The sequence below is a fragment of the Clostridium sp. 10cd* genome (assembly GCF_044336395.1).
GTDB classification, from domain to species: Bacteria; Bacillota_I; Bacilli_A; order Erysipelotrichales; family Erysipelotrichaceae; genus Clostridium_AQ; species Clostridium_AQ innocuum.
The window spans coordinates 3,623,508-3,644,321 of the sequence record NZ_CP172347.1; the positions used below are offsets into that span (position 1 = coordinate 3,623,508).

14 protein-coding genes and 1 other annotated feature are annotated in these 20,814 nt (G+C 45.3%); of the genes, 1 reads left to right on the top strand and 13 read right to left on the bottom strand.

Annotated features, from left to right (window positions below; translation table 11 throughout):
• The first annotated feature begins 1 nt into the window (after position 1).
• Positions 2-883, top strand: a complete 882-nt coding sequence (locus ACG3M1_RS18010) for a class I SAM-dependent methyltransferase (protein WP_008818815.1) — start codon at positions 2-4, stop codon at positions 881-883.
• 203 nt (positions 884-1,086) lie between these two features.
• On the opposite strand, the gene ACG3M1_RS18015 is transcribed toward ACG3M1_RS18010, so the two are convergent.
• From ACG3M1_RS18015 to ACG3M1_RS18075, 13 genes are all read right to left on the bottom strand, one after another.
• A complete protein-coding gene (locus tag ACG3M1_RS18015; protein ID WP_008818814.1) occupies positions 1,087-1,569 on the bottom strand; it encodes a nucleoside-diphosphate kinase in 483 nt (160 codons plus the stop codon).
• A gap of 78 nt (positions 1,570-1,647) precedes the next feature.
• A complete protein-coding gene (locus ACG3M1_RS18020; protein ID WP_008818813.1) occupies positions 1,648-3,411 on the bottom strand; it encodes a bifunctional homocysteine S-methyltransferase/methylenetetrahydrofolate reductase in 1,764 nt (587 codons plus the stop codon).
• The gene (locus ACG3M1_RS18025; RefSeq protein ID WP_009270939.1) at positions 3,408-5,768 is read right to left on the bottom strand and encodes a homocysteine S-methyltransferase family protein; all 2,361 of its coding nucleotides are present in this window, start codon (positions 5,766-5,768) and stop codon (positions 3,408-3,410) included. The genes ACG3M1_RS18020 and ACG3M1_RS18025 overlap by 4 nt, the downstream gene beginning before the upstream one ends.
• Positions 5,758-6,417, bottom strand: a complete 660-nt coding sequence (locus tag ACG3M1_RS18030) for a vitamin B12 dependent-methionine synthase activation domain-containing protein (protein WP_054344183.1) — start codon at positions 6,415-6,417, stop codon at positions 5,758-5,760. Before ACG3M1_RS18030 ends, ACG3M1_RS18025 begins: the two co-directional genes overlap by 11 nt.
• A gap of 36 nt (positions 6,418-6,453) precedes the next feature.
• Positions 6,454-6,701, bottom strand: a binding site (T-box leader).
• A 69-nt stretch (positions 6,702-6,770) separates the two neighbouring features.
• On the bottom strand, positions 6,771-7,628 hold the full coding sequence (locus ACG3M1_RS18035) for a patatin-like phospholipase family protein (RefSeq protein ID WP_008818809.1): 858 nt from the start codon (positions 7,626-7,628) through the stop codon (positions 6,771-6,773).
• A gap of 190 nt (positions 7,629-7,818) precedes the next feature.
• Positions 7,819-8,211 (bottom strand): hypothetical protein, encoded by a 393-nt coding sequence (locus tag ACG3M1_RS18040; RefSeq protein WP_021419898.1) that lies wholly within the window; start codon positions 8,209-8,211, stop codon positions 7,819-7,821.
• A gap of 106 nt (positions 8,212-8,317) precedes the next feature.
• Complete coding sequence (locus tag ACG3M1_RS18045; RefSeq protein ID WP_009270940.1) at positions 8,318-8,590, bottom strand: hypothetical protein; 273 nt, start codon at positions 8,588-8,590, stop codon at positions 8,318-8,320.
• Positions 8,562-10,832: an InlB B-repeat-containing protein gene (locus tag ACG3M1_RS18050; protein WP_395814381.1), complete on the bottom strand. Its 2,271-nt coding sequence runs from the start codon at positions 10,830-10,832 to the stop codon at positions 8,562-8,564. Before ACG3M1_RS18050 ends, ACG3M1_RS18045 begins: the two co-directional genes overlap by 29 nt.
• Positions 10,829-11,371, bottom strand: a complete 543-nt coding sequence (locus ACG3M1_RS18055; protein WP_008818806.1) for a hypothetical protein — start codon at positions 11,369-11,371, stop codon at positions 10,829-10,831. The genes ACG3M1_RS18050 and ACG3M1_RS18055 overlap by 4 nt, the downstream gene beginning before the upstream one ends.
• Before the next feature lie 145 nt (positions 11,372-11,516).
• Complete coding sequence (locus tag ACG3M1_RS18060) at positions 11,517-12,689, bottom strand: BTAD domain-containing putative transcriptional regulator (RefSeq protein ID WP_008818805.1); 1,173 nt, start codon at positions 12,687-12,689, stop codon at positions 11,517-11,519.
• Positions 12,690-13,102: 413 nt separating this feature from the next.
• Positions 13,103-14,641, bottom strand: coding sequence for a cardiolipin synthase (cls, locus tag ACG3M1_RS18065; RefSeq protein ID WP_009270944.1), 1,539 nt, complete (start codon positions 14,639-14,641; stop codon positions 13,103-13,105).
• A gap of 17 nt (positions 14,642-14,658) precedes the next feature.
• Positions 14,659-15,612 (bottom strand): hypothetical protein, encoded by a 954-nt coding sequence (locus tag ACG3M1_RS18070; protein WP_009270945.1) that lies wholly within the window; start codon positions 15,610-15,612, stop codon positions 14,659-14,661.
• Positions 15,613-15,899: 287 nt separating this feature from the next.
• Positions 15,900-20,723, bottom strand: a complete 4,824-nt coding sequence (locus ACG3M1_RS18075; RefSeq protein WP_395814384.1) for a GH32 C-terminal domain-containing protein — start codon at positions 20,721-20,723, stop codon at positions 15,900-15,902.
• Between the last annotated feature and the right edge of the window lie 91 nt (positions 20,724-20,814).

Consider the following 20,814-nt stretch of genomic DNA (forward strand, 5'->3'; position numbering starts at 1 on the left):
AATGAATCAGGTAGCGAAACATTGGAAGGACTATGAATGCATCGATGCCGGCAGCGGGGAAAAGCTGGAGCGATGGAAGGATATCATACTGCGCCGCCCCGATCCGCAGGTGATCTGGCCGATGGAGGAAAACAGCATGTGGAATTCACCGCATGCACATTACCACCGTTCAAAAAGCGGTGGCGGTAGCTGGGAATATAAAAAGAAATTCAAGGATAGCTGGACGGTCTCATATGGCGATCTGCGCTTTAAGGTTTCTCCAACCGGATTCAAGCATACCGGCCTGTTCCCCGAGCAGGCTGCGAACTGGGACTGGATGATGGATACGATTCAAGGCAGCGGACGTGAGGATTTGCGTGTGCTGAATCTGTTCGCCTATACCGGCGGGGCAACCATGGCATGTGCCAGTGCGGGAGCGGCAGAGGTCGTACACGTTGATGCCAGCAAGGGTATGGTGAACTGGGCCAAGGAGAATATGATGCTCTCCCATCTGGAGAATCATAAAATACGGTTTATCGTGGATGATGTGCTGAAGTTTGTTGCCCGTGAAAAAAGAAGAGGCAGAACCTACCATGCTATTATCATGGATCCGCCAAGCTATGGCAGAGGACCGAATGGAGAAATATGGAAAATTGAGGAACAGTTGTATCCGCTGATCTCCGCATGTATGGAAATACTGGATGAGAACCCGCTGTTTTTCCTTGTGAATTCCTATACCACCGGATTTCCGCCAACTGTTTTATACAACCTGCTGCGTACCACCGTTGGTAAAAAGCACAGGGATGGTCAGATTGATGCCGGAGAAATCGGTCTGCCCATTACAGCCACAGACAGTGTGCTGCCATGCGGAATCTATGGAAAATGGGTTAGCAGTAAGCGATGAAAGCATTGTCAAAATACCATATGAATTACGTTTGCATGTTTATGAATAAAGGAATCCGAATTGCTATGTGTATACAATAGCTCTGGATTCCCTTTTTTTTATTATTTCAGTATCTTCCTGCGTCTTTTATCATTTGATAGTGTAAGCAAATCATGAGCAAAAAATGAAAAAAAGCAGATTGCATGGAATTACAATCCGCCTGTCTACTTCAGATAAGACTTCCAGATATTCAGCTCACGCTGAGCACTTTCATGGGAATCGGATGCATGGATCACGTTGTTCACCAGGCGTACAGCTGCAGATGCCTTTTCATAGCTGTCATCGCTGTATTTCCCGCGGATCGTATCTGCACCGGCATCCTGCGGATTGGTTTTCCCTGCAAGTGTCCGTGTAAGCGTGATAATATCGTCACTTCCCTCATAGCTGACCTCCATCGGCATGATGGTATGCGGTCCGTCATAATAAAAGGAATTAAAAAGTTTTCCCGGGAAATTAAAATCCTTACTCATGGAATCGATCACACCTGCGTAATGATCAATCAGCGTCTTCATAACACCCATTGTAACCGTAAGTGTACAGCTTTTCTCAATCACGAGTCCATGAGAGCGCAGCTCCCTAAGAACCTCCTGTGCATGTCCGCCTGCAAACGCATCCGGCTTCAGCATCAAAAATGTTTTCTGTTTCATAGTGACCTCCTGTTTTTCTTTAGTATACACCATTATTTCAGAAATTTGTATCCCCTTTCCTGCTTCCGTACAAAAGGATTACTGCTTGTGGATATACGTAATCATATCAGCGATGATTTCCACGCGGTTAAAGGGTGTGATCAGATAATAGCCATCGATATAGGGCCGCATTTCATCCATGGTTTTACAGCTGATATCTACTGCCAGTTTCTGTGCCTCCTTTCGCGTTGTTCCCTCATACATTGCGACGATTTCTTCATCCACTTCGATTCCGGAAATTTCATTGTTCATATACACCGCATTGCGATGGGATACAATCGGTAGAACACCGCCCAGAATATAGGCCTGCAGCTCTTTTCTTGCTCTTTTCAGATTGAAAAGGGCCTGTCGTGAATGTACCGGCTGTGTTAGAAAGCCTTCCATTCCCTGCGTGACCTTGCGCTTTGCTTTGGCAAGCTCAGCTTCGAAATTGACAGCGTTCAGATTCAGTGCTCCAAAAACCATAAAGGGACTGGTGAACATCGTTGCATTCAGATCACGGATATAGCCTGCCAGAATCTGCGAATTGAAATTGAAGACTCCCTTGACCTCCTGACGGTCCTCACTGGGAATTGGATCGCCTGTAACAACCAGTACATTGCGAATCCCTTCAATCTGCAGACCGAACAGCAGTGCCTTTGTCGCATTGATATTGCGGTCACGGCAGGTCATATGCGGTATGACATCCAGACCCAGCTCCCGATGCAGCTTGCAGGCAATCAGTGAGCTGTCAACACGGGCACGGGCAATCGGACAGTCCGCGATGGTTACAGCATCCACCCCGGCTTCCTTTAGAAACTCCACATGATTCATAAAGCGTTCAATTTCACAATTCGCCGGCGGATCGAATTCCACTGCTATGACCGGCTGCTTTCTCTGCAGCTTTCTGCGCAGGGGATTGTGATCCTCCTGTGGAATACGCTCTGTTTCCTGTACCGGCTGCTGCACCTTTTGTATGATCTTATGCTCCTGCAGAGCTTCCCTGGTCTTTTGAATGTATACCGGTGTTGTTCCACAGCAGCCTCCCAGCAGCCTTGCACCCTTTTGCCAGATTTCCCGCATTTCCTTTGCGAAGTATGTCGAGCTGTCTCTGAAATAGGTTCTGTTTGCCAGAATGGTCGGATATCCGGCATTTGGCATGATCAGAATCGGCTTTTGTGTTCGATCGATGGAATCCAGCAGTCGCTTCATATGCATCGGACCGCACACGCAGTTCAGACCGCAGGCATCCACATGCTCATCCGCAAGACAATCCTGCAGCAGACGACTCATTGCGATTCCCTGACGGCTGTATCCATCTGCTGTAACCGCAAAGGATACAATAATACAGGCCTGAGGACACTGTTCTTTGATATACGAGGTTACCGCATGCAGCTCCTGCGTATTCAGCAGCGTTTCAAACAGGAAGCAATCCGCCCCCTCCGCAAGAAACACATCCACGATTTGCTGATACTGCTGTGCCAGAGATACATTTTTCTGTTCCATGATCGGCCCGATATCCGCAAATACCTTCACCTTGTCTTTGGCTGCTTCCTTAGCTATGCGATAGCCCTCCTGAAGAATGCGCCGTATCATCTCCCAGCTGCATTCCAGATGCTGTTCATTCGCGGAAAAGGTGTTCGTCTTAATGGCATCCGCGCCTGCCTCAATATACTCCTGATGAATGGCCGCAACCCGCTTTGGATGGTTTAGATTTGCCATTTCACACGGCTTTTGATCCTCTGCATAGCGCTGTGCATAATATGTGCCAAAGGCCCCGTCAAACAGCATATATCCCTGAGTATTCAAATAGTTCTCAATCATCCCAGCACCTCCTTAGCGATGTCCGCGCTTTCCTTTGCATCCCTGGCATAATAGTCCGCATGAATCTGCTTTGCATAGTCGGCAGATACAACAGCTCCACCCACCATGATTTTACACTCATGCCCACTCTCATGCAGTGCCTGTATCGTTTCCTCCATGGATTTCAGTGTTGTAGTCATCAGCGCACTCAGCCCAATCAGACGTACCTGTTCCTTAATAGCGGTTTCCACCACAGTCTCCACCGGTACATCCTTTCCCAAATCAAATACCTGATAGCCGTAATTCTCCAGAACAACCTTGACGATATTCTTTCCGATATCATGGACATCCCCCTTGACCGTTGCCAGAATGATTTTCCCTTTGGATATGGATTCCAGTCCGCCTGCCTGCACGGAGCGGCGTATCTCTTCAAACGCACACTGCGATGCTGTTGCGGCATTGATCAGCTGCGGCAGATAGATTTCTTTTTTCTCATAGCGGGCACCGACCGCATCCAGTGCCGGTATCAGATGCTCATTAACTATCTGCAGCGGTTCTTTTTCTGACAAAAGCTTCGTACAGAGCTGCCGTGTTTCTTCCTTCAGCCCGCGCATGATGCTTTCTTCAATATTTATATGGACAGATTCAATATGCGGCTTTCCACCCTCCCGCTTCTGCTGTGCATATATGCGGATATACTCCTGCGAATCAACATCGATTCCCTGCAGGACACGGTAGCTGCGCACGGCATCCATCATCGCCGCCTGATTCGGATTCATGATCGGCATACTCAGTCCGGCCTGCATCGCCATCGTAAGAAAGCTCTGGTTCAACAGAATACGGGATGGAAGGCCAAAGGAAATATTGGATACACCCAGCACCGTATGTACACCGAGCTGTTCGCGAATCGCTGTTAAAGCCTGCAGGGTTTCTTTGGCACCGCTTTGCTGGGCGGAAACCGTCAGTGTCAGGCAGTCCAGAAAAACCCTCTCCTTTGCGATACCGTAGCGCTGAGCAGTTTCTACAATGCGTGTCCCGATTTCCAAACGCTTCTGTGCACATGCAGGGATACCGTCCTCATCCATGGTCAGTCCAACCACATTGGCACCGTATTTCTTCACCGCAGGCAGAATACTTTCCATAACCGCCGCTTCCCCATTCACGGAATTTACGATAGCAACACCGTTCACTGCGCGTAGGGCCGCGCGGATCACAGCCGGATCGGTGGAATCAATCTGCAAGGGAAGATCGATCACGGATTGCAGCTCCTTAATCACCTCCACCATCATTTCTTTCTCGTCGATACCCGGCAGTCCTACATTGACATCCAGAATATCGGCTCCTCCTTCCACCTCTTCCATGGCGATCGCGAGGATTTCATCCATACGATGCTCCTGCAGGGCAGCCTTCATGCGCTTATTTCCTGTCGGATTGATGCGCTCTCCAATTACATGCACATCCTGTATACGCAGACATTTGGTCGGTGTACAGGCATAAGAGCCAATGCGCCGCTTACGTTTTTCTACAGCGATTGTTTTTGGAAGTGTATTCTTCAGCTCCTGTATAAACTGAGGGGTCGTACCGCAGCAGCCGCCTACATAGGCAAGGGGAAGCTTTGTATATGGCAGCAGCATGCGTGCATAGGCGGCAGCATCAATGCTGTAGGTATTCGTTAACGGATCGGGTAGTCCGGCATTTGCCTTGATGATCAGCGGCAGATTTGTCATCGCTGCAAGCTCCTCAGCAATCGGAAGTATCTGATCCGGTCCAAGAGAGCAGTTGATTCCAATGGCATCCGCTCCCAGCCCCTCTGCACATAAGGCAAAGCTGGCCGTTGTACAGCCGGTAAAGGTTCGATGATCTGCCTCAAAGCTCATGGTCACAAAAACCGGAAGCTGTGTATGCTCCTTAGCTGCAAGAATAGCCGCCTTCACCTCATACAGATCACTCATGGTTTCAAATATAACCAGATCTGCACCTGCCTGTTCCCCTGCAACTACCTGCTGGCGGTACAGCTCATAGGCTTCCTCAAACGGAAGATAGCCATTTGGCTCAAGCAGCTCTCCGATTGGTCCGATATCCAGTGCAACCTGAACGCCGTTTCTTCGTTTCGCGGCTGATTTTGCCAGCTGTACCGCTCTTGTTATGACTTCCTCCACCGTATACTGTGACTTGCACAGCTTTTTGGCATTTGCTCCGAACGTATTTGTATAGATAATATCGCTGCCACTGTCAATATAAGCCGCATGCACATCTTCAATGATTTCCCCATGCTCCATCATGAACAGCTCCGGAGAAGCTCCGGCAGGCAGCCCTTTGTCCTGCAGCTGTGTACCCATGGCACCATCCAGAAACTGGATTTTATTTTCAATTTCCACAGAATTTCCCTCTCTTTCGATAGGCACACTGCTTCACCAGTTGGCAGTGCCCGCACCCGCGCAATACAGCGGGCTGTATCCGATCCGCAATGCCGATAATAGCGGTAACGCTTTTCATCGGTACCAGCAGACTGCTTTCATTCACATGAAGTCCAATACGCCGTTGTGCATCCAGCGCCTGAAGGAAGGATGCCTGCAGGGTGATCGGCAAATCACCATAACCGCATGAATAGCGGTCTGTCAGATAAGGATAGCTTTGCTGCAGCTCCTTTTGCAGATTATCGCAGACAGCCTCGATGGCTGCACTGGCGCAGCTGTCAAACAAAACAGCCTTCATCATATCCTGTACCTGCAGCTTTTTCATTTCCTTATCGATCCGTGAGCCAAGCGTTGCCGCCATGAATATACAGGCATGACTTTCCTTCAGCAAACGCTGTATGTCACTTCCTATAAACTGCACACCGCTATCCACAGGCTGCGCATCATGCAGTCCGAATACACGATATACGACACGCGGTTCACTGTATCGCAGAACCAGCTGTTTCATTTCCTTCAACACTGATCGCGTCTGTTCATCAGGATTGTTTTCCCCATACCCTAGAAAATGCAGGATTTCTTCTTCGCTGATATCTGTTAATTCCCTACGCATAAACCGCACCCTCCTTATAAATAAAAAAGCTCTCCCCCATAGGACGAAAGCTGTATTTCGTGTAACCACCTATTTCATATCCGCCACTGTCAGCGAATTCTCTTCAGTACGCCGGAAGCATCCGGTTATACCGCAGTGCTGTAACGGGCACTTTCCCGTCATGAACTCTGATTGCCCATGCAACTCCAAGACCATCTTCCTCAGGGCTTCCCTGTTTTCTTCCACCATATCCGAAAACTCTCTGTAAGCTTCACCCTGCATACTCTTCTCTTCCTTGTCTTTGATTTGTTACATTTTATCATGATAATGTTTTCACGTCAATGAAAACAAATGAAAAAAGCAGAGCAATCTGCCTATTTCTCCATAAACTCCCGAATCATATCCAGGCGGTTTTTTGTGTCCTCATATCCCAGATCAAACCAGCGTCCCAGCAGCTCTTTATCATGCGTATAGCGTGTAACCCCATAATCTGCACTTGGACGAAGAACAATTGCATTTCCCTGTTCCTCCAGCTCCTTTACAATCTGCCACTGCTTCTGATAATTGATATGGCGGATTTTCAGATTCTCACGGATTGTTTTATTCCCCGGATACATTAGCTTCGCCAGCTGAATCTGCCATCCAGGTGCCGGTTTACGCACATAATTTTCTTCCTTGGTGGAAATGAATACATGCTTCGTATTTCCCTGCCGAATGCTCTGCTCAATCGGAATCATATCAACAAGCCCGGCATCCATATACGTATGTCCGCGGAATTTATACGGCCGTGTAAGCAAAAACAGGGCACAGCTCGCCTGCATCAGAATCTGCTCTTCCGGATCAAAGTATTCCTTTGGAAAATATTCCACCTCATTGGTATCCATATTATATACACCGATATCCAGTAATGTTTTGTTGTTCATAAAGGCTTCATAGTCAAGGGGAGCATGCTTCTCGATGAATTTGCATACGTAACCGATGCCGAACACACCCTTTTCATGAATCAGAGGAGATACACCGATTGCACCTGATTCACATGCCGCATCCACTCCTGTGACACGTAGACGATCCTTCTGTTTTGCGACAAACGGCAGCAGAACCTCTGCACCGGCACTGATTCCAACGGTATATGGAAATTCAATATCATAGTCCAGAAAACACTGCAGAACTCCACAAGTATATGCAGCCTTTGTGCCTCCGCCTTCGCAAATCAAACCAATTTTTTCTGCCATTTTTCTACACCTCGCAGCCCTTTCATTATACTATGAGCTGACGGTAAGGTAAAGAAATAATTTACCTGTAACTGTAAATAAGACATTCAAAAGAAATCGTTTATCCGTCATTCTGTTTTCAGATGAAGCAGTGTGTAAAAGCCGATCAGAGCTTTATCCCACAGTGATATGCCGTGCTGATAAAGTCTTGCTAGCAATAAAACATTACATACTTCTGTTCCTGAACAGCTCGAATCAACAAATGCTCAGCCGTTCGCAAGCTCTCTGTTATGTAGCCTTTTTCATAAGCATCCTCTGTATACAGCTGCAGTGGAAACAGTTTTATCCATGCATAAATATTTTTTTCAACCTGAAGCTCATGCAGAAGCTCCCTTATTTCCTGCCATGAGCGTATGATCAGGTAGCGTCTGTCCAGCATATGGTCAGATATCTTTTCAGCGATAGGAAACTCTTGTATATCAATCAGGTGTTTATGAAAGGATTCTTCATGTAAAACCTGATGGCTGATATGTTCATCCTCCAGCTCCATCAACCGGTTTGCTATAACATCATCGATAATAAAAAGTGCACTTGTATTTTTCATGTTTCCTCACTTCCTTTTTTCCATTATATATATTCGAAAATTAGTTTTTGGTTAGATACACTGATATAAAAAGAAAACAGCCACATTCATGACTGTTTTCTAATCTTTATGAGCGAGCGGTTTCTGTATTGTTTTTGTTATCATCCAGTTCTTTCCACTTTCTGCCAAACAGAACGAAGATTACCTGTACGATTAGGAAGGCTGCCATAAGCAGTGTCCATCTGTCAACCAGAACCATCGCAAGTGTAATATCCTCCGTAAGGAAGAATGCTATTACAGAGACAACTGCTGTTATCGTGCTTGCCACACGCAGCCATTTTCTTCTCTTATAGCCTTTTGACTGTTCTTCATCATTTCTCATTGCGGAAGTTTTTTTCATCTTCCTCCTCTTCCTCCTTCTTCAGCTTGGATAACAGAAGGAACAGACCGAGAAGTACCGTACCACCGGCACAGATCAGATTGATCAATGCCCATTCATTCTGTGAGCCGCCGCCTTTCGGAGTTGGATTTTCCTGAACCTCTGTGCTTTCTCCACCCTGCGGCTTATCAGGATCATCTTCATTCACAATCGGTCCTAGATTCGGTGCCGGTGTCGGAGCTGGTGTCGGTATGACCGGTACGACGATTGGAGGAGTAATTGGATTCACAGGAGTCTGAGGAGCTGCTGGTGCTGCCGGTATCGGAGTACCTGGATTTTGTGGTGTTACTGCAGGAGGCGTAGGTGTTACCGGCGTTGGAAGTATCGGAGCTACAACCTCTGCAAAGCCTGCAGTAAATACGGTATCCTCAGTGAAATAGGTGTTTCTCATAGCGTCTGTATTCACATAAGCATTGCCATTTGCTGTCCAGCTCATAAAGCTGTACCCATCATTTGCAATAGCATCTACCAATGCCTGCGGTCTTACTGCTGCTGTTGTATCGTTACCCGGACGGGTAACATATTCTACGGTTGTTCCTGTAACGGAGCCATTGGTATCCGCAACATATGCAAAGCGTACCTGATATTTATCCGGTGTACCATCCGGTGTTGTATCCGGATTCGGCAATCCGCCTCTGGTATCCGCAGAATAGTATACGTTGACGGTTACATGCTCACTTTCAACGACCTTTGTATCTGCAACTGTAAACACATATCCCGGAATGCTGATTCTGTGGGCTTCACCATACAGATAGGTTCCATGCTCGATATCATTTACCGTTATAGCAGGCGCGAGTTCTTCCCCTGTATCCTCATTGAGGAAACGAACAGCTGCAGTATAGGTATTGATTGCATAATTGGCCGTGAATACAGCCCCTTCGCTTGTAATTTCCATCCCCTGCTTCGGAGTCTGCGGAGTCCAGTTTACAAAGTGATATCCACTGTTCGCTGTAGCAGTTGCAATCTGATTTTGTGTAAGTCTACCGGTTCCGTCCTCAGCATAATTTCCCTGCTTATCATAGAGAGTGACATATGTCTTGTTGAAGCTGACGGTTCCGTTTACTGCTGCGAATGAAACCTCTGCCTGATATTTATCCGGTACATTGTCAGGCTGCTCAGGATCCGTTGAATCTGAACCATGATGATCTTCTTCAAAGCTTGCGTAGAATACAGTATTACTATGGATAATATACGTACTTGGGTCATTGATTTCTATACCTTCAGGGTGATTTACATCCCTTACTATCCATTTATCAAACGCATAGTTCAAATTAGCCGTAGGCACTGGCATTGCAAATCCTGTGATATTGCCAATCCTTGTATTTGCAAGTATACCACTATATAAGGTAGTACCTGTAAGTGTACCATTTGTCTCTGCTACAAAGTTCACATTGTATGTTTCTTCCTTATAATCTGGCTTTCCGTTCCCATTGGTATCCTTTGCATAATAAACACGAATGATATTATTTGCTGCTTCTGTATCAATGGTTAAAGGATTATTTTTTACCTTATCCAAAGCATACGGACTTCCCCCATACGTTACAGAGACTTCCGGGTCCAGTGTAATCACTTCTTCAAATGCAGCTTTCTTTGTATCGGTTTTCCCTTTTACACCGTCGTAATAATATTCTATGCTGTAGTCATAGCTGCCCTTTGTAAATTCAGCAATGAAACTGGTATCCTCATTTAAATCCAGTTTCGTTGTCGGTGTTTTCGGAGACCATTTCAAGCTATTCTGATCATAGCCTCTTGCCGCTGTAGCTGTAGCTATCTGTTCGTCGCTTAGATGTCCGATTCCACCGTCTTTCACGGTTGCATATTTGCCATTCTTATACAGGCTTACGTAGAACATTTTATTTCCCGGTTCATTCTCATGTACCGCATCTATTGTTCCGTTTACTGCTTTATACATCACCTTTATCTGATACTTATCCGGAATCTGATCCTTGTTTTCATCCTTACTATAATAAACCTTTATGATATTCTTCTTATTATCCGTATCGACAGTCAGCGTATTGGCTTTTGTAAATGTAAAGTTTTCAATTGGAAGCTGACAGCTGGATCCTTCTATTATATCTCCAAATTTTGCATCCTTATATTCATCATCATGAATTTTCTTATTGCTATCCTCATCAAAATGCTGGATTGTATATTTCTGATCTGTTTTCTTCCATTGTGCATAAAGAGCTACCGAAGTTTTCACTGTAAATTTCGCATGTGCTGCATACCTGGTTCCTGATCCATCGTCAGCAATTCATGCAGCTTCCCCTCTTTTACATCATCCGCTGCGAGCCGGTTCCCCTCCAGGTCCTGATAATGAATCGTAGCAGTCGCTTTCGTATAGATATTGATTACCAGATTTTTTTCTGATTCCCCAACCTCTCTGTTATAAACAATGCTGTTATCAAATGCCTCGCCATTTACTGTGACCTGTTCAACTGCATAGTTCGCATTAGCTGTAATTTCAGTTTTCTCCGGATTGGTAGCTGAACCAAATGTCAGTACCCCTGACGTCTTTTCAGCGCCATCCACATGCACTGCGACATTTAACTTTGAAACTGCCTCAGGAATATCACCGCTTCCTGTCTCATATACAGCGATTGGCTTATTCTCTGTTGTAATCTGTACAAAATCATCTGCGTAAGCTATATCGTCATTTGCTACAATAGTAGTCATAGAGGATGGTACCAGCTGCAATGTCATTACGATAGCTAACAGCAACTTACTGAACCCTTTTTTCATATACATCCTCTCCTTTCTCTTATGGTGTATATAAAGTATTTCCCACTTTACACGATTAGTATAGAGCTGGAGGAGTTAGAATTTGGTTAGATTGCATCCTCGGACAAAAAAAGTTCAGCAGGCGCATGAACTCTTCATTTCTAATTTACTGATTTGTATTCTGTATATAATAGTGCAGTCGTTCCTTACGATTACGCACCTTTCCCTGAAAGCTCGAGGATACACGCTGTGCAATCCGATACGCACCATCCTCAAGCCGGCATGGCAGAAGGACAAGAAACTGATATCGATTCAACCTGGTGAACACATCCCCGCTTCTTAAAGAGCTTTGTATGGAGACTTTCGCCTTTTCCAGTAATTTCTCCAGACGTTTCTCATCATCCCCGTCTGCTTTAATTTCGAAAATGAATAGAAAATACCGTAGATTCTCGCGTACTGCATTTCGCATGGAAATTTCGTAAATATAATCAAATGCAGTATTATCACAGTATAATGCCCCTCTGGAAATTTCCTTGCTCTTATAATAGGAGGTGATACCCTCAATATTTTTCTTCTCTTCATTATTTCCGATGATATCGGAATACAGCTCTTTCATTTTTTCTGAAAGACTGATCGCATATTCGCTTACCAGCATCCTGGTAGAGGTCTGGTAGTATTCATATGCCGCAGCGTAATCGCCCTCACTGATCAGGGCCTGTATATAATAGAAATGGTTTTCTTCAACTGAGGGCTCCAGAGTGGCCGCCTTCAACGCAATGCTTTTTAATTCCGCATATTGCGCACTGCGAAGATAATACGCACACAGCTTATCCGTTACGGATAAAAATACATTACGGAAATATTCCACCTTCTGCATGAACCACAGCTGCTCCGTATCGTTATATAAACCGCCATCATACAAATCAATGATTATTCTCGCATGTACGGAAGTATTGTCGTCATAGCTGGCTGCCTTTTCAATTGCCGCAAATTCCTTCTCAAACAGGGATGTATCGACGATGGTTTCAACCTCCGGCTGAAAACGGTAACCACCCTTTTCTGTGTGTATAAATTCGATATCCTGGAACGTATGAATTTCCTTCAGCAGCTTACGCAGACGGAAGATGTTGAATTTCAGAGAACTCAGCGGATTATCACTGTTTTCCCAAAACAGCTCCATCAGAAAATCTCTGGAGACGTTATTTTGATCCTGCAGGATCAAAACTTCCAACAGGCTGAGAGACTGGCGGGACAGATAATCCCGCATATTGAACACTTCTCCACCATATTCAATCGTAAAGCCGTCAAACAGGTGGATATACATTTTACTGCTGTTCATGAAATTCCTCCTCATCTCATTTGTATAATTGCTGCTAAGTAAATCCATATTCCAACACATAGATTCCCTCTGAAAAAACCCTGCCTTATCATGCTACTGCAAAATCGGAAGAATGTCCACAATAAGGCAATGATATTTGTAAAAAAAGAAATTTAAAAGCTGCTTCCCGGGGTTGGATGAAGTCTTATTCTTATGCATACAGATACATATGCTTAATTTTCATTCAAAAAAGCGCTCACCGTTTTCTTTATGAATTTACTGATACCGATATGTGACAAAGCTTCTTTGATAATGATTTCAAATGGATAAAGTGGTCAAAGGCAGAGCCGTACATGCACATCCTGTATATTTATCGCTTAGTTAGGAACTCATTTCCTTCTACAGAAAGAAAAAGACCCTTAGGTCTTTTCTCTTTACATCATCGGTGAGAACAGATTTAAAATTGCCCGCATGATACGAATCGGAAGCCGGATCTGCCGGCATTCCTCCAGTGTTACCTGATGACTTTTTGAAAGTGTTTCAAGATAATCCCTTTTCACATCCATAACCACCTTGCTGCGATAGAACCATACACCGCATTCATAATGCAGGTAATAGGAACGATAGTCCATGTTCACCGTACCGACGATTGCCATTTTATCATCTACAACAAAGCTTTTTCCATGAACAAAGCCCGGTGTGTATTCATATATTTTTACACCACCCTCAATCAGATCCTTATAATTGGAGCGTGTTACTGCGAATACATACCATTTATCCGGAATATGCGGTACAAGAATACGAACATCAATTCCATTTTTCGCCGCCAGCAGCAGTGCTGTTTTCATCTCATTATCGATAACAAGATACGGAGTAGTCGCATATACATACCGGTTGGCACTGTTAATCATATTGATATGTGTATATTCTCCGACATTTTCCTCATCTGTCGGGGAATCGCTGTACGGCTGCACATAGCCGTCATTGTGAATATTCTCAAACACCTTGAAATCGGGCTTATAGGAAAATACATCATCCTTTTCCTTTTCATCATAATTCCAGAACTGCAGAAACATCAGCGTCAGATTCCATACAGCTTCTCCCCGAATCATGACACTGCAGTCCTTCCAGTGACCAAAGCGCTCTTTCTGATTGATATACTCATCTGCAAGATTGATTCCCCCGGTCATTCCCACCTTTCCGTCAATGACAAGGATTTTTCGATGATCCCGGTTATTCATCTGCATGGCAAGCCGCGGCTTGATCGGATTGAACACCTTTGCCTGAATACCAAGCCTTCTCAGTGTCAGATAGTAGTCCTGCGGAAGCGTTGTAATACAGCCCGCATCATCGTACATGACACGTACCTCCACACCCTGTTTCACCTTATCGATCAGAATGTCCAGAATGGTATCCCACATCACACCGGGGGCGATTATGAAGTATTCCATAAAAATGAAGCTTTCAGCCTTTTTCAGCTCCTCCACCATTGCCTTGAACTTCTCCTCACCTACCGGAAAGTAGGTTGTTTCCGTATGATTGTAGATGGGAAAGATTGCATTCTTCCATAAATAGTTGGCCTGCTTGTGTGCAAGCGGATCCTCTGCCTCCAGAGCCTCCATGATTTCTGTATTCTGCCAGGAAATTTCCTGATAGTTTTCCAGTGCCTCGCTGTCTCGCTTGCGCAGCTCCTTGGGAACCTTCTGTCCGCCAAACAGCAGATAGATCAGTCCTCCGAAGACAGGTACAGCCATGATCAGCAGCACCCAGGTCAGCTTATAGGTCGGATTGTCATTTTTATTGATGATGTAAATGCTCATGCAGAAGCTTAGGGCGATCAGAATAAAATAAATCGCCACAAAGTATTCGCTGAGCTTGAAGACGATACCGAAAAATACGAACAGCTGAATCAGAATCAGTATCGATACAATCAAAATTTTATTATGTAAAAGGGATAGTAGTTTACGAATCATGCAGCTCCCTCCTTCTTTTATTTCTGGTTATGCAGATATTCTTTCACCATGGTGATATTGCCGTCCAGTGTCTCCAACTCAATATCACGATCCTTGCCGGTACCGGTTCCAATGACACAGAGGCTTCCCGCATCATCCAGTTCACCGCAGGAAATGACAACAGCTTTTTTGAAATACGCCATGGCATTCTGTGTACGCATTTCCTCATTCAGCTTGATGACGTCGATGGATTTCTTTTTCGGATGATATTTGGCTATTTCATTTGCCAGCTTACGGTTCTGCGGATTGAAGCCGATCTGTACGACACTGCCCTTTGCGATGCAGTCCAGACAGATGAGCGTCGGATTCTTCCCCGCATTTGCCAGATCCTTTGCGGCTGCCTCTGCACCGATAAAACGCATCTTGTTCTTATCGGTAAACAGAAAGCCCACCTTTTTGCGCTCATCCCTGTTCAGTCCCTTTGCGATTTCAACAGCTGCGGCTATTGTCGCAGAATTCCGGTTATAATTATGGGCATTGTGAAAGCCGTGCATCATCCAGTACATCAGCATGACAGTCAGCAGGAATAACCCAAAGGATATCAGTGACGCCAGTCCCGTTGAAGTAATCAGCGGCTGCAACCCATACAGACCTCCGAAAATCAGCGCAAAGAACAGGAAGATCGGAACATAGGTTGCCACCATGGTCTTGTTTGCCGTCTTGGTGCCGTCAAAAGGAAAATACAGCACCTTTTTCCAAAACTTTCTTTCCGGTGTGTCATAAGGAACAACAATGACCGTCTTCATCTGCTTCATATTTCCATATAAATAATTATGCGCATGTGACAGCAGCTTTTTTCCTTCAATCATCGTGGGTTCATAACCAAGTGCGTGAAAATCCTGATGCAATGCTTCGATAAAACGCTTCTTCTGTCTTCGACTGAAACGTGTACCATATGTTTTTGTATATTTCTCCAATACTGTTTTATCCATATAAGCGCCTCCTGAAACTAATATTTTTATTATACTAGAAATAAGAGAAAAATTACAGTGAATCAGGGATATCCAACGAAAAAGAGGACACTTTTTCTCTGTATCCCCTTTCATTTCTGCTATTACAGAGGCGACTGCAATCTTTCGTGTATTCGGTTATTGCTTACCTGCCCACTGCAATTGCCTTACTCTAAATGACAGAGATGCAGCATGGAATTACTTGCTGTAACTAAGTATGCAGAAAAGCTCACATCATGGTGTGAGCTCTCTGTATATAATTATCTATCTTAGTTTTCAGATTTGCCTTGCTTCCTTCTTCGACGAAGAACAACAGCAGCACCTCCGGCGAGCAGCGTCAGCATACCGGCTGCGCCAGTTGATGTCGTATCTCCGGTATCCGGATGCTCAGCATCAGGCTTTGACGGCTCCTTCTGTCCATCCCCCTGTGGCTTCTCATCATCCCCAGCGGATACCGGCTGCAACTTACGATAGCTTTGCTGCAAGGCCTCATATGCTTTGGCTATAGCTGCTTCATCCGCTGACTCATTCGCCAGCACAGCCTCTGCCTGCCTGAGCGCCTTAACAAATGCCTCCCAGGAGGCTGCCGTATAGCTGTCCTTTTTAACAGTCTTCAGAATAGACACCAGGTTTTGCAGCTGATCTCTATTTGCTGTACCCTGTACGATTTCAAGTGCCAGAACCGCCTGCTTCAGATTCTTCAGTGCCGTATCCACCTCACTTTGTAAAGCTTTCTCATTTGCCAGCACCTTTTCTGCTGCGGCAATGGCTTTTTCAAGCGCGGCATAGCTGTTTGCAGTATAGCCTTCCGCTTTGATTTTCTTCGCAGATGCCACAAGCTCCTTCAAATCCCTCTTGTCAGCTGTTATCACTGCTTTTTCCAGCCCCTGCATCGCCTTTTCCAAAGCAGCAGCACAGCTGTTCACATCATCCTGCGTGGAAGTTTCATCTGCATACGCTGCAGCTGCACGATACCATGCCGCTTCAAACGCCTTCCAGCTATCCTTTGTATAGTCTTTCTCCACATAGGTTTTGGCCTGATCCAGAAGCTTCTGCAGTTCTTTTTTATCTGCCCTTACCGTGACCTTCACCTCTATGGTGTGCCCGGCTGCTTTTCCACGTAAGGTGTACACACCGGCTTTGTTTACATTCACATCCTCCAGATTCCATGTGATCGTCTCCAGCAATTCAACATCGTTATCGAGCTTGACACGAATCTGTTTCGGCAGCTGATCCTGTAATGTCTTATCACCAAATGCAATCGTTAGCGCCGGAATCTTCTCCATCAGGCTTACAACAGATGCACCCGGGTATTGTACATTTACGTTATTAAAGACCGTTGTTGAACGGAATGTCTGTACGCCGAGATAGCCATCCTGCATATCCACATTGCTTCGTTCCAAAATCTTTTCACCATCCAGCCAGTACTCCGATTTACCGGCACCGTCATACACAACCTTCAAATGCGCCTGTGTTGCTGCTTTGGATTTCTTTGCGGGAATCACTTTTGTCACATTCCAGATTTCACCGTTCTGGTTTTTAAACAGCTTGGCAATGGAACTGCCGTCATCCTTTCGCTCTATGTTTGCACAAAACCAGTCAGCTGACGGATTGTTTCTATCGCTGACACCGAATACGATACCTGCAGCCGTACCTTCCAGAATATGCATATCTGCTTCGTAAATAAACGGTTTGTCTTTGTAGATCCGGGTATCATGAATCAAAAAGCTGTCACCGCCGGTATTGGAGCCAATCACCCCATCTGCAGTTTTCGCCCAGATTCCTCCATCCAGATTCCAATCCGGAATATTGGAAGCAAAGCTGGATGTGAATAGTTTGATTTCCACTTCCCTTTCCAGACCCTGTGCACTGGCTTTGATTTTATAGGTTCCCTCCTTACTGCCGGAAACAACGATACTTCCCTTTTCTTCTTTCACCAGCTGTAATCCCGGATCAAGTGTCCAAACGACATCACCGCTTTCCATATTCGGATACATGTTGGTATCAACACGGAATTCCGTATGAACCTGTGCTTCCCGCGGTGCTGACAGATATAGCTGCGGTGCTTCCGATTCAGAGCCTGACTTGCCGGTATACATGGACTTCATATCATAAATCTTCAGCTGATCAATCGTAACATCTCCATCATCACAGAAGAATTCCATACCGATATTGCTGTTTTCCTGATACATAGCGGTAGAAATATTGGCCTCTCCATCGTTTCCAAACGCTTCCACAGCACCCTGATCGATGATGATACGCAGCTTAACCTTATTCCCATCCAGCGGTTTCAGGGTATAGGAGAAATTACCACTGTTTACATGATAGCCTGCATTTCTGCCATCCACATACATGTTTTGTGTTTCCCTGTTATATTTGAAAATCAGTTCCTTTCCATTTCCCTTGCGCAGCTTAAATCCGAATTCCTTTGCGGTTCCCAGCGTGAATTCCCCTTCCAGATCATAGCGGATGCCGGATACGCCTCGCAGAATATTGGCATCGGATGAGGAAACCTTTTTATTTTCTGTCTGATACAGTATATGCTTTGTATCTCTCAGCTTATCCACTTCCTCCACGACATTTGATGTAACGATATAGTTGCCGTCTGCGTCCTGCTTCAATCCGTACTCCTGTGGAAGAGACTGCAGTCCCTTATAGGTTTTGCCATCAAATTCTATGAAGTCCTGCAGCCAGCTGATTCCAATCTGACGGTTTTTTCCGGTACCGTCCCGATAGAATGTCATTGTTGCATATTTTCCAAAACCGCCCCATGGATTGGCATTGGAATCAATATCTATTTTATCTGATTCCGCAGTCCATTTATAAATTCCGTTTTCATCCGGTTTCATACTTCCCACCACATAGAATCCGGCACTTCCGTTATAAATCCATTTTGTTTCTCCTGTTCCGTTTACCTTTGCCGGAATCAATCCAGGACACTCCGAAAGAATCTGTTCTCCATTTTTGTATTTCAGCGGCTGCGACTTTTCCCAGTGAATCAGGTCATCGCTAACGTGAATCTGTGCTGCTCCCCCGGCTGTCACCATATACCATTTATCCTTGGCGTCCCCATCAATTTTAAACACCTTCGGATCACGGAAATCATTTCCGGAGAGCGTGTTTCCTTCATTTGGTATTACCGGATTCCCTGCATATTTCTGCCAGGTAACTCCATGGTCTTTACTGGATGCGATTCCCTGCGACTGTTTTCCTGTCTTTTCATCATGATATGTATAGATAGATACCAGCTTGGATTCTCCCGGCTTGTTGTTGAATAAGCCGGATGTGTTTTCACTATCCTCTACAGCGGAACCGGAGAAAATCAGACCGTGTTCATCAATCTGCAGACCCAGCGGCTGCTGTTCCCAGTGAACGAGATCCCTGGAACGGACATGTGCCTGCGACTGCTTGTAGAAGTTGTTGTTTGGCGAATACTGATAGAATAAATGCCAGTAGCCGTCGGTGGAATCATACACCATGCCGTTAGGATCATTCATAAAATTGATCTGCGGTGTCACATGGAACTGCGCGCGGTACGGCTGCTGTGCCAGCTCTTCTGTTGACAGCCATTTATTTACAGCAAAATTGATATTCTCAGAAAATCCGTCCTTTTCAATGGTAACTCCCATGTTCAGGAAATTCATATCAAAGTCCTCTGCTGTCAAGGTAAAGGTATCCGTAACCTTTTGCTTTTCCTTTGTCACCTTGTTGTTACGATCCTTCAGCGTAATGTAAACATCCCCGCTGGATTCCGGCTTTATCACGACACGATCCACTCCTGCCGGGATATCCATACCGTAGTTTTTCACATTCGGATCAAACGTTGGCGTAATCGTCACACCATTCGTTAATATTTTGAAATCACTCAGCTTCGCCTCTTCAACAGCAGGAAGCTCACTAGCGGCCTTGTGATTCAGATTCTGATATTCGATATTTCCATCCCATGTCAGCAGTCCGAGATAGGATTCCCCCTTATGACGGCTGTCCTTTTCACGCATGATTCCCTTTCCGTTGGCATAAACGTAGATGTCTTCACCAACGACGATTACCTTGATATCATAGGAGCCGTCTGCATTTGGCTCCACATCGCTCAAAGGAACCTCGGCAATACTGCCGCCTGTCGGAAATTCAAACAGCTTGAAAATATTATGTGTGTAATCCGCATTGATCACATAACATCCAGCCTGTGGATTATCGGGATTCTGTACACGGAACATCAGTGCCCCGGCACCCTTTTTATCCAGATTGTTGATGTTGGCGGAATACTCGAAGTTTTCTATTTTCGTATCGGAGATTGCAAAGTTATCACCGCTTCCCTGTGAGTGCATACCTTTTTCTGTGATTTTCCAGCTTCCCTGCAAACCTCGCAGATTTTCCAGTGTTGTATGGAATAAGCTATCATCCGCCCTCACGGTTCGATCTGTAAACTGAATATTGGATAGCTCTGCCTCTGTCTGAAAGGTTAACACTCCGATATATCCGCCGGCCCAATCATCCATATTTCCGCTCATCACATTTTCACTGCCGCCTTCACTGGTCACCTTGTAGGTAAAGTCCCCGTTTGCCTTTATATCCAAATCCAGATGTACCGTTTTTGTAGAATCATAGTCATTTAATACCTGCATGGGCTGATAATTATGATCCCCGGGCACTCGGAACATGCGCATTTTGTTTTCTCCCTCATGCCTGATGACATTTGCGGCTCTCCATGCCTTGCTGGGATCATTTCGGTCTCCCACACCGACCAGCAGTGCAGCGCATTGCGCATCACCGCTTTTGATTGTCAAATCTGCACTATAGTGAAAATCATCCGCAATTACCTTACTATCTTCACTCATTGCAAAATTGTCACCACCGGTATTATCCAGCATCACCTTGCCGCCCTCACTGCGAACATGATCCCCCTTGAAATTTGTCAATGAGACAGGCGCTGTTTCTTTTGTATCCTGCTCCTGATTCTTTGTTGAAGGTACCTGCTCCTCCTGCGGATCACCCGGAGCAGTTTCAGCCATTACATGAAAAGGTACTACATTGGTTACTGCCATGGAGCATGACAGTAAGGCTGTCAGCATTCTTGTCGTTTTTCTCGTCATACGATCTCTCCTTTTTTCATCCTTCAGACATCTTTTTGATGTTCTGTTTAAAGTATATCGAAAGAGAAAATGCCAACCCAGTGTATTTTGT